At 54.0% G+C, this 9,990-nt stretch carries 11 protein-coding genes; 9 read left to right on the top strand and 2 right to left on the bottom strand.

The features are described 5' to 3' along the window. Positions 1–602: 602 nt before the first annotated feature. The 8 genes from rpmH to NR302_RS19640 all read left to right on the top strand — a co-directional run bounded on the left by rpmH (position 603) and on the right by NR302_RS19640 (position 6,906). A complete protein-coding gene (rpmH, locus tag NR302_RS19675; protein WP_003849659.1) occupies positions 603–743 on the top strand; it encodes a 50S ribosomal protein L34 in 141 nt (46 codons plus the stop codon). Between the two features lie 14 nt (positions 744–757). Beyond that, complete coding sequence (gene rnpA, locus NR302_RS19670) at positions 758–1,117, top strand: ribonuclease P protein component (protein ID WP_036648555.1); 360 nt, start codon at positions 758–760, stop codon at positions 1,115–1,117. Further along, positions 1,081–1,338 (top strand): membrane protein insertion efficiency factor YidD, encoded by a 258-nt coding sequence (yidD, locus tag NR302_RS19665; RefSeq protein ID WP_007893564.1) that lies wholly within the window; start codon positions 1,081–1,083, stop codon positions 1,336–1,338. Before rnpA ends, yidD begins: the two co-directional genes overlap by 37 nt. Before the next feature lie 2 nt (positions 1,339–1,340). Continuing rightward, complete coding sequence (yidC, locus tag NR302_RS19660) at positions 1,341–2,987, top strand: membrane protein insertase YidC (RefSeq protein WP_258144233.1); 1,647 nt, start codon at positions 1,341–1,343, stop codon at positions 2,985–2,987. Between the two features lie 84 nt (positions 2,988–3,071). Then, positions 3,072–4,436 carry a tRNA uridine-5-carboxymethylaminomethyl(34) synthesis GTPase MnmE gene (mnmE, locus tag NR302_RS19655; protein WP_008105304.1) on the top strand — a complete coding sequence of 455 codons (1,365 nt, stop codon included), beginning with the start codon at positions 3,072–3,074 and terminating at the stop codon, positions 4,434–4,436. 157 nt (positions 4,437–4,593) lie between these two features. Continuing rightward, positions 4,594–4,854 (top strand): helix-turn-helix domain-containing protein, encoded by a 261-nt coding sequence (locus NR302_RS19650; RefSeq protein WP_061719987.1) that lies wholly within the window; start codon positions 4,594–4,596, stop codon positions 4,852–4,854. Continuing rightward, positions 4,854–6,173: a type II toxin-antitoxin system HipA family toxin gene (locus NR302_RS19645; protein ID WP_258144232.1), complete on the top strand. Its 1,320-nt coding sequence runs from the start codon at positions 4,854–4,856 to the stop codon at positions 6,171–6,173. The genes NR302_RS19650 and NR302_RS19645 overlap by 1 nt, the downstream gene beginning before the upstream one ends. A gap of 142 nt (positions 6,174–6,315) precedes the next feature. Further along, positions 6,316–6,906 carry a malonic semialdehyde reductase gene (locus NR302_RS19640; protein ID WP_154156954.1) on the top strand — a complete coding sequence of 197 codons (591 nt, stop codon included), beginning with the start codon at positions 6,316–6,318 and terminating at the stop codon, positions 6,904–6,906. A 46-nt stretch (positions 6,907–6,952) separates the two neighbouring features. Here NR302_RS19640 and NR302_RS19635 read toward each other — a convergent pair whose 3' ends face one another. Further along, positions 6,953–7,462, bottom strand: a complete 510-nt coding sequence (locus tag NR302_RS19635) for a flavin reductase family protein (protein WP_061719984.1) — start codon at positions 7,460–7,462, stop codon at positions 6,953–6,955. Between the two features lie 295 nt (positions 7,463–7,757). Between NR302_RS19635 and NR302_RS19630 the strand changes: the two genes are divergently transcribed. Next, positions 7,758–8,504: a 4'-phosphopantetheinyl transferase superfamily protein gene (locus tag NR302_RS19630; protein ID WP_008105307.1), complete on the top strand. Its 747-nt coding sequence runs from the start codon at positions 7,758–7,760 to the stop codon at positions 8,502–8,504. A gap of 28 nt (positions 8,505–8,532) precedes the next feature. Here NR302_RS19630 and NR302_RS19625 read toward each other — a convergent pair whose 3' ends face one another. Continuing rightward, positions 8,533–9,846, bottom strand: coding sequence for an NCS2 family permease (locus NR302_RS19625; RefSeq protein WP_258144231.1), 1,314 nt, complete (start codon positions 9,844–9,846; stop codon positions 8,533–8,535). Between the last annotated feature and the right edge of the window lie 144 nt (positions 9,847–9,990).

Below are 9,990 nucleotides of genomic sequence, written 5' to 3'. Positions count from 1 at the left end.
GGCGGACTCCACTCGTACAAAATCGATAAGAATTTTAGGCGCTAATAAATAGAAACGTAATTTTTAGACACAGACGGTTGGAAAGCGCCTGCGACCGCTATTCGCGGTAGTCTTCCCCGGCGATCGCAGTGAGGATCGTCAGCGGAAGGGCGGATCATAACGTAAAGCCGCACAGAGATCTTCCCTTTCTACACAGTTTTGATCCAATTTATCCACAGGCTGCTGATGCGATAATGAGTTTACGCTTTCTGCGAAAAAAGCCAGCGTTAATGTGGCTGAAAGCGGTAATTTTTCTGGCGAGCTCTCGTTTCTGCGCAACAAATCTGCAAATTGATCGCAAGAAGATCCTGCGCGATCCTTGCGCTTTAACCCACAGCCCGTATAATTCCCCACCCGGCATTATTGCGTGAAGCCTTGATGCCCGGAATCAGCGGGCTGTATCTGGGTTTCCAGGTGCCGCGACCAGCGAAGTAAATTGACTCTGGACTGTACAATTATTACAATCCCGCCTCTTTATTAAAGACACATTGAGGCGTTGGTCGATTTACTGGCCCGAAAACGCGTCACCCAGTGAAAATTTTCAAGTTTAGGTAGAAATCGCCATGAAACGCACTTTTCAACCGTCCGTACTGAAGCGCAACCGTTCACACGGTTTCCGTGCTCGTATGGCAACAAAAAATGGTCGTCAGGTTCTGGCACGTCGTCGTGCTAAAGGCCGTTCTCGTCTGACCGTTTCTAAGTAATAAAGCTAACCCTCGTGGTTAAGCTCGCATTTCCCAGGGAGTTACGTTTGTTAACTCCCACTCATTTCACTTTCGTCTTCCAGCAGCCACAACGAGCCGGTACGCCGCAAATCACCATACTCGGCCGACTTAACGCGCTGGGGCATCCCCGCATCGGTCTCACCGTCGCAAAAAAACATGTAAAACGTGCCCATGAACGCAACCGGATCAAGCGATTGACCCGCGAAAGCTTTCGTCTGCGTCAACATGAGCTCCCTGCGATGGATTTTGTGATCGTGGCTAAAAAAGGGATTGCTGACCTGGATAACCGTGCGCTGACGGAAGCGTTGGAGAAACTATGGCGTCGTCACTGTCGCCTGGCTCGCGGCTCCTGATTGCCCTGATACGCGTTTATCAACGCGCCATCAGCCCACTGCTGGGACCTCATTGCCGGTTCCATCCCACCTGTTCGCAGTATGGGATTGAGGCCTTACGCCGCTTTGGCGTTGTAAAAGGCAGTTGGTTGACGATAAAACGCGTATTAAAATGCCACCCTTTGAACCCGGGTGGTGACGATCCTGTGCCGCCAAAAACCTTTGATACCAGAGAACATTAACGATGGATTCGCAACGCAATCTCTTTCTCATCGCTTTTCTGTTCGTGTCTTTTATGATCTGGCAAGCCTGGCAGACGGACCACGCTCCGCAGCCACAGCAAACCCAGACCACGCAAAACACAAGCAGCGCAGCGGGTGATGCCGCCACTTCCGGCGTGCCGGCTAGCGGACAGGGCAAAACGATCACCGTTAAGACAGATGTCCTGTCACTCAACATCAATACGCGTGGTGGCGATATTGAGCAGGCTCAGCTGCTGACTTACCCGGACAAACTGGGTTCAGACGCACCGTTCCAGCTGCTTGAAACCACACCTGCCTTCGTTTATCAGGCGCAGAGCGGCTTAACTGGCCGTAACGGTCCGGATAACCCGAACAATGGCGCACGTCCGCTGTATACCACTTCGCAAGATAGCTTCGTCATGGCGGATGGCCAGAGCGAACTGCGCGTGCCGCTGACCTGGACCGGTGAAAACGGCGTGGTTTACACCAAGACGTTCGTCTTCAAGCGCGGTGAGTATGCGGTAAACGTTGACTACAACATCAACAACACCACTCAGCAGCCGCTGGAAGTGTCGATGTTTGGTCAGCTGAAGCAGACCATTGACGTGCCTAAGCACCGCGACACCGGCAGCAACAACTTTGCTCTGCACACCTTCCGTGGCGCAGCGTACTCAACCAGCGATGCGAAATACGAAAAATATAAATTCGACACCATCGCGGATAACGAGAACCTGAACACCACCACCAGCGATGGTTGGGTGGCGATGCTGCAGCAGTACTTTGCTACCGCATGGGTGCCACGCACGCAGGGTAACAACACGCTGTACACCAGCAACCTCGGCAATGGCATCGCGGCAATTGGCTACAAATCTGCACCGGTTACCGTTGGCGCAGGCGCACAGCAAGATCTTGGCGCAACGCTGTGGGTCGGCCCGGAAATTCAGGACCAGATGGCAGCCATCGCGCCGCACCTGGATCTGACCGTGGATTACGGCTGGTTGTGGTTCATCTCTCAGCCGCTGTTTAAGCTGCTGAAGTTCATCCACAGCTTCATCGGTAACTGGGGCTTCTCCATTATCGTTATCACCTTCATCGTGCGTGGCATCATGTACCCGCTGACCAAAGCGCAGTACACCTCGATGGCGAAGATGCGTATGCTGCAGCCGAAGATTCAGGCGATGCGTGAACGTCTGGGCGATGATAAGCAGAAGCAGAGCCAGGAAATGATGGCGCTGTATAAGGCGGAGAAAGTGAACCCGCTGGGCGGCTGTCTGCCACTGGTTATTCAGATGCCAATCTTCCTGGCCTTGTACTACATGCTGTCAGGCTCGGTTGAACTGCGTCATGCGCCGTTTATTCTTTGGATTCATGACCTATCTGCGCAGGACCCGTACTACATTCTGCCGATCATCATGGGTATCACCATGTTCTTCATTCAAAAGATGTCACCGACCACCGTGACCGATCCGATGCAGCAGAAGATCATGACCTACATGCCGGTTATCTTTACCGTGTTCTTCCTGTGGTTCCCATCAGGTCTGGTGCTGTACTACATCGTCAGCAACCTTGTAACCATTCTCCAGCAGCAGCTGATTTATCGCGGCCTGGAAAAACGTGGTCTGCATAGCCGCGACAAGAAGAAAGCGTAACGTCTGACTGCAACCAGCAGCAGCGTATAATTAAGGGGCGGCATTTATGTCGCCCTGTTTTTTTGTTTCGAGAAAAGGTGAATCATGAGCCACAGCGACACTATCGTTGCCCAGGCGACGCCTCCCGGCCGCGGCGGCGTCGGCATTCTGCGTATCTCCGGCGCCAAAGCCGCCGAGGTGGCGCAAGCCGTGCTCGGCAAGCTGCCAAAACCGCGCTATGCCGACTATCTGCCCTTTACCGATGCCGATGGCAGCGTGCTCGATCAGGGCATCGCGCTGTGGTTTCCTGGCCCGAACTCCTTTACCGGCGAAGATGTGCTGGAGCTGCAAGGCCACGGCGGCCCGGTAATTCTCGACCTGCTGCTGAAACGCATCGTGGCGCTGCCCGGCTTGCGTATTGCCCAGCCAGGCGAATTCTCGGAACGCGCCTTCCTCAACGACAAGCTCGATTTAGCCCAAGCCGAAGCGATTGCTGACCTGATCGATGCCAGCTCAGAGCAAGCCGCCCGCTCGGCGGTCAACTCCTTGCAGGGCGCTTTTTCCCTGCGCATCAACGCGCTTGTGGAAGCACTTACTCACCTGCGCATCTATGTGGAAGCGGCTATCGACTTCCCGGATGAAGAGATCGATTTCCTTTCCGACGGCAAAATTGAAGCCCAGCTCAATGTGGTGATCGGCGACCTTGATGGCGTGCGTGCCGAAGCGCGTCAGGGCAGCCTGCTGCGCGAAGGGATGAAAGTGGTGATTGCCGGTCGTCCCAATGCCGGTAAATCGAGCCTGCTGAATGCCTTAGCCGGGCGCGAAGCGGCGATCGTCACCGATATCGCTGGCACCACGCGCGACGTCCTGCGCGAGCATATCCACATCGACGGCATGCCGCTGCACATCATCGATACCGCCGGTTTGCGTGAAGCCAGTGACGAAGTCGAGCGCATCGGTATTGAGCGCGCGTGGCAAGAGATCGAGCAGGCCGACCGCGTGCTGTTTATGGTTGATGGCACCACCACTGACGCGACCGAAGCCGCCGCGATCTGGCCGGATTTTGTTGCGCGTCTGCCGGAAGCGCTGCCGATTACCGTGGTGCGCAACAAAGCGGATATGACCGGCGAAGTACTGGGCCTCACTGAAGTGAACGGTCACTCACTGATTCGTCTCTCGGCGCGCACCGGTGAAGGTGTGGAAGCGCTACGCGATCACCTGAAACAGAGCATGGGATTTGCCGGCAACATGGAAGGCGGATTCCTCGCCCGCCGTCGCCATCTGCAAGCGCTGGAGTTAGCCGCAACGCATTTACAGCAAGGCAAGCATCAACTGTTAGGCGCGTGGGCCGGCGAATTACTGGCAGAAGAGCTACGGTTAGCGCAGCAGGCGCTGAGCGAAATCACCGGCGAATTCACCTCCGACGATCTGCTGGGCAGAATCTTCTCCAGTTTCTGTATTGGTAAGTAACACGTCAGGTTAGAGATTCTCTACGCGCTATAGCGGATGAATGATGTTTTATCGGTTAAAGCGTGTGAATTCATTTTTACACGCTAAAACAGGTAAATGTTGATATACCGGTTATAGCGTGTAAATGTGGTGCCTTGCTGATTGCAGGAGTGCCACAATGAAAATCACCAATGCCAAACAATTGAGTGCATATCTCAAGGACGTAAGACAGTCTGAGCACCTTTCCCAGGGAAAAGTGGCCAACAAAGTGGGGATCCGGCAAGACACGGTCTCTAATTTTGAACTGCAACCCGGCACCACAAAACTCGATACGTTCTTTCGCATTCTCGCCGCCTTGAATTTAGAACTGGAGATAAAACCGCGCGGCAATTCCGATCACACCCAGCAAAAGAGTAGCGGCTGGAAGGAGGAGTGGTGATGACAGAATTGGATGTCTATATGAACGGCTACAAGGTGGGTATTTTCGCGCGAGCCGCAACGGGCGCCCATCAGTTTTGCTACTTAGAAGAGTGGTTAAACCAACCGGGAAGCCGCCCTATTTCTCTTTCAATGCCGTTACGCCATCCACCCTATACAGGCAGTGAAGTCTACAACTTCTTCGATAACCTACTGCCAGACAATATCGAAATTCGTAATAGAATTCTCACTCGACACCAAGCTGAATCCAGTCAACAATTTGATTTATTGTATAAAATTGGCGCAGATACTGTTGGAGCATTACAGCTGCTGGCTCATGACTCGCCTCCACGTGATGTGCAATCAATACACTATAAAGCGCTCGATGATGCTGAACTTGAGAAGATCCTAACCGGCTATCAAGCTGGCGCACCGCTCGGCATGATCGAAGAAATTGATGACTTCAGAATTTCACTGGCAGGTGCGCAGGAAAAAACCGCGTTATTACGCATCAACGATAAATGGTGTCTGCCGCAAGGTACAACCCCCACAACGCATATCCTCAAACTGCCAATTGGTAAAATTCAGAGCCACTCTTACAGCATTGATCTCACGGGAAGCGTGGAGAATGAGTGGCTTTGTACATTAATTGCTAAAGAGTTTGGCTTATCTGTGCCCGATTGCTTCATTGTTCGTGTAGGCGACGTTAAGGCGCTGGCGGTAGAGAGATTCGATCGTAAATATGCGGCAGATGGCAGCTGGATCATGCGGTTACCGCAAGAGGATTTTTGCCAGGTATTGAATGTACCTGCGGCCGCTAAATATGAAACCCAGGGCGGACCCGGTATCGCGCAAATAATGGACTATCTGCTGAGTTCAGTCGCAGTAGAGCAAGATCGCTACGACTTCATGAAGGCGCAAGTATTATTCTGGCTGCTGGCCGCAACAGATGGACATGCTAAAAATTTCTCCATCTTTATTGAAGCCGAAGGTCGTTTTCGCCTGGCGCCTTTTTACGACATCCTCTCCGTCTATCCCATGATTGGCGGCAAAGGGTTAAATATTCGCGATGCAAAATTGGCAATGGGACTAAAAGGAAGCAAAGGCAAAAAGTATGCGGTTGAGCAAATTTTCCCACGCCATTTTATTGAGACCGCCAAAGCAGTCGGATTTGATCCTGCTGCCATGCAACGTGTTCTGCGTGAATTAAGCGAAAGCGTGGATGATGTTATTGAGCGCGTGTGCCAACAGCTTCCGGAAGATTTTCCTCCCTCTATCCAGGCCACCATTCTTGATGGTCTTAAGATGCGTGCAACACGCTTGAAACCAGAACAAGACTAACCCTATACATGCGTCTTTGTTATTTGGCTCTCCAACGCCTTTGCAGTATAACGATCACTGCCCGGCGAACAGGTCCTGCTGGGTACATTCATTATTCATGCTAAATATTGGGCGCAAGTTGCTGCCTGAACAGGAGAGAAACATGAGTACAACGCTCGACAGCGTGGCGCTGAACGCGCTGTTCAATGAAGCCCGCACCCACAGCTATTGGCAGGACAAACCGGTTTCGCAGGACGTGCTGAAACAGCTCTATAACCTGACCGCGCTGGGCCCAACCTCCGCTAACTGCTCGCCAGGCCGTTTTGTATTTGTGACCTCGCAGGAAGGCAAAGAGAAGCTGAAACCCGCGCTCTCATCGGGCAACGTCGATAAAACCATGGCCGCGCCGGTAACGGTGATCGTGGCGTGGGATCCTGAATTCTACGAAGCGCTGCCGAAGCTGTTCCCGCACGGTGATGCGCGCAGCTGGTTTACCAGCAGCCCGGATCTGGCGAAAGAAACCGCGTTCCGTAACAGCAGCTTGCAAGCAGGTTATTTGATTCTGGCCGCGCGTTCGCTGGGCCTGGATGCGGGCCCGATGTCCGGTTTCGATCCGTCAAAAGTGAACGATGCGTTCTTCAGCGAGAGCAAATGGCAGGTGAACTTACTGATCAATCTGGGCTATGGCGAAGCCAGCAAACTGCACGCGCGTCTGCCGCGTCTCGGCTTTGATGAAGCCAGCACCTTTGCCTGATTGAGAAAAGGCGTCGGGCTGAGCCCACGACGCCGGTTTTAAGCGGTTATCCCAGTGAATGGAAGCCGCTGTTGAAGTAGATCATCGGCTCTGCCGCTTCACCTGGCAGAGCAATGCCGACGATACGCGCCAGCAGCACGCTGTGCGTGTTCCACTCCACCACCTTCTCCAGCTGACAATCAAAGCTCACCAGCGCATCAGCTAAAATCGGCGCGCCGGTATTTAATGTCTGCCACGTACCACTTTGGAAGCGCTCGTCGCGGCGTGAGGATTGGCTGAACTGGGCACATAAGTCGTCATGCTGTTCACGCAGCACGTTAACGGCAAAATGGCCGGCGGCGATAAAGGCATCATGGCTGGACGCGCTGCGATTAACGCAAACCAGCAGACTTGGTGGCTCAGCCGCCAGCGAACTGACCGACGTCGCAATCAGCCCCAGCTTTTCGCCCTGAAATTCGGTGGTAACCAGAGAAACACCCGCGGTTAAGCGACGCATGCCGTGACGAAACTCATCAAGCGAGATCGATTCCTGGCGAGAAATAGCGGTAACTGACATAGAAAACTCCGACGTGCATGCTTCTAAGATGCGCACGATTGGCAGATGAATGAATTGGTTAGCGCACTTCACTGTGCCTTTTTACTGTCCAAATCCTACACCACATCAGGCCGTTCGGCATCCGTTGAGACACGAATCTGCAAAAGCGTTCTATGCAAAGTTGCCAAATGGGATTGCCGCCTGGCTTCGTCCTTATCTGAAATATCGCCTATTCCATCTTAAGCCGGATGCAAACCCATGAGAAAATTCTTACAATAGCACTGATGATTATTCGACCATTTTCACGGAGCGACAGATGGCTAGTCATTTTGTACGTTGGATAGGTAATCCGCCCTTTTCTTCCGGGAATATGCGGGTGCCACAGGAAGTGATCAACAGCGCTCAGCGCTTCGCTGACAAGCGTCGCGGACGCTTTCTTGCCGCGCGCGAACTGCTGGCGCAACTGATGTTACGCGTTTACGGCATTCGCGAACTCCCCGCGCTGACGACCTCCAGCAGCGGACGCCCCTGCTTTGCCGATGCCAACCTGCCCGACTTCAGCATTTCCTACGCCGGAAACACCATCGGTGTGCTGCTGGCCGAAGAAGGCGGTCGCGCCGGATTGGATATGGAAATTGTGCGCGCGCACAGCCGTCAAACGCAGGACATGCTGACGCAGGATCTCTCCTCCGGCGAAAAAGCCTGGATCAACGCGCAGCAGGATTTTATGGAAGCGCTGACGCAAATCTGGACGCTGCGCCAAAGCATTCTCAAGCTCACCGGCGAAACCGATAGCGGCATTGATTCACTGCGTTTGCACCCTGCAGCCGGTCGGCTACGTTCCACTGTGTTCCCCGATATTCAGGCGGTGTGTGATGCTGAGCCGACGTTGGTGTGGTCGTGCGCGCTGTCGCCCGGCACCGAACGCTTACACTTGTGGGAGATTGATGGCGCGCAGCAGTGGCAAGCGCTGCGCGATGTCGAGATGAGCAAACCCAACATCGGGCCGCGTACACTGCGCCTGACCAGTTTGGTCACGCCGCATGAGATGGGACATCCGTAAAAAAGGCCGCATCAGCGGCCTCTTCTATTTAGTGAGCGTCGATAAAGACAATTTTCAGCACGAACAGCAGCGCGACTACCACCACGCATGGGCTGATTTCACGCCAGCGGCCGGTTCCCAACTTCATCACGCAGTAAGAAATAAAGCCCAGCGCGATACCTTCGGTGATCGAGAAGCTGAAAGGCATCATCGCCGCAGTAACAAACGCTGGCACCGCTTCGGTGAGATCGTCCCACGGCACGCGTGAAAGCGACGCCGTCATCAATACGCCAACGTAAATCAGCGCACCCGCCGCCGCATAAGAAGGCACCATCGCCGCCAGCGGTGACAGGAACATCACCAGCAGGAACAGAATGCCGGTAATCACCGCCATCAGGCCGGTGCGACCGCCGATCGCCACGCCGGACGAGCTTTCAATGTAGGCGGTCACCGATGAGGTACCAATCAGCGAACCGGTCACCGAACTGATGCTATCAACGTACAGCGCCTGCTTCATGCGCGGGAAAGTGCCTTTCTCGTCGGTCAGCCCGGCTTTATCGGTTACGCCAATCAGCGTACCGGATGAGTCGAACAGGTTTACCAGCATAAAGGAGAAGATCACACCGGCCATGCCGATGTTGAACGCGCCTTTGATATCGACCTGGCCGACAACGGAAGTGATCGCAGGCGGCGCCGCGAACACACCGCTGAATTTCACATCGCCAATGATCAGGCCCAGCGCGGTCGTCACCACAATCGACACCAGCACCGCCGCATGGATATTGCGAGAAGCCAGAATCGCGATGATGAAGAAACCGAGCGCCCCAAGCAGCACGCTATGCGAGGTCAGATTGCCAACGGCAACGATGGTATCGGCGTTTGGCACGATGATACCGGCGTTTTTCAGCCCCATCATGGCGATAAACAGGCCGATACCGGCGGTGATACCCACGCGCAGGCTGAGCGGAATGTTGGCAATCATCCAGTAACGCACGCGCAGCAGCGTAAGGATCAGCAGACCCAGCGCGCCCCAGAAAATCGCACCCATACCAATCTGCCAGGAATAACCCATGGCACCGACCACCACAAAGGCGAAGAAGGCATTCAGGCCCATCGCCGGTGCCAGCGCCACTGGCAGATTCGCCACCAGCCCCATCAGAATGCTGCCGAACGCGGCAATCAAGCAGGTAGTAACAAACACTGCCTGCGTATCCATGCCCGCCACACCGAGAATTTGCGGGTTAACGAAAACGATGTACACCATCGTCAGGAAAGTCGTGCAACCGGCAATCACTTCGGTACGCACGGTGGTTCCGTGTTCCTGCAGTTTGAAGATGCGCTGCAAAAGGCCCTGATTAGTCATTCCACTGTTCCGCTAAAAAATTTATCGCCGCGTATCCTATAGAGTTTAGCGCGGCAAAACACTGATTTTTCGCAACCGGTTGCTCAGGGTCGCTTTCTGCGCTCAGTGCGCTAGAGTGTCAGCTTATTGTTTAACAAAAGGATG

Source organism: Pantoea sp. SOD02, from assembly GCF_024707505.1.
GTDB lineage: Bacteria > Pseudomonadota > Gammaproteobacteria > Enterobacterales > Enterobacteriaceae > Pantoea > Pantoea symbiotica.
This window is presented reverse-complemented; position numbering and strand designations above follow the sequence as displayed.